We start from the raw sequence: 522 nt of genomic DNA, 5'->3' as shown, positions 1-522 counted from the left end.
CCGATCCGCTGGCCCACGCCGGGCGACAAGCTCTTCACGTCAGGCGGTCCGGACGACGCGATCCTGCGGCCGACGTTCGGGACCTCCATGCACATGATGGAGGAAGGATACCTTCGCGCTGCGGACGCCCTCGTCGAGAAGGCAACGACATGGTCTTACGAAAGAGACACTCTCGTCTGGCCAATCGTTTTCCTCTACCGGCAGTACCTGGAGCTCGTCCTCAAGGGCTCAATCGCAGAGTTCGGGCGCGACGCGGGCGTCGAGGCGAACTGGAAGTCGCATGACCTGACCTTTCTCTGGTCGGAATTCAAGAAGATCATGCACCATTGGGACATCCAGGACGAAGACAAGGCTAACACCACGGTTGGCAAGGTCATTGCGGAGTTCTCGCGCATCGATCCTTCCTCGATGTCGTTTCGCTATCCGATCACCCATGCTGGCGAGCCGATTGAACTCTCCGGCCACGAACGGCTCGACCTGCTGAGGTTGAAGGACGTCATGCGGGGCGTAGCCAACTTCATG

1 protein-coding gene is annotated in these 522 nt (G+C 59.8%); it reads left to right on the top strand.

Annotated features, from left to right (window positions below):
* The coding region (locus C1631_RS23390; RefSeq protein ID WP_185144699.1) for a hypothetical protein at window positions 1-522 on the top strand (522 nt) is incomplete at both ends.

Origin of the sequence: Chryseobacterium phosphatilyticum, assembly GCF_002899825.2 — a bacterium.
GTDB lineage: Bacteria > Bacteroidota > Bacteroidia > Flavobacteriales > Weeksellaceae > Chryseobacterium > Chryseobacterium phosphatilyticum.
Note: the sequence above shows the minus strand (reverse complement) of the source record. Positions and strands in the feature narration are given on the sequence as shown.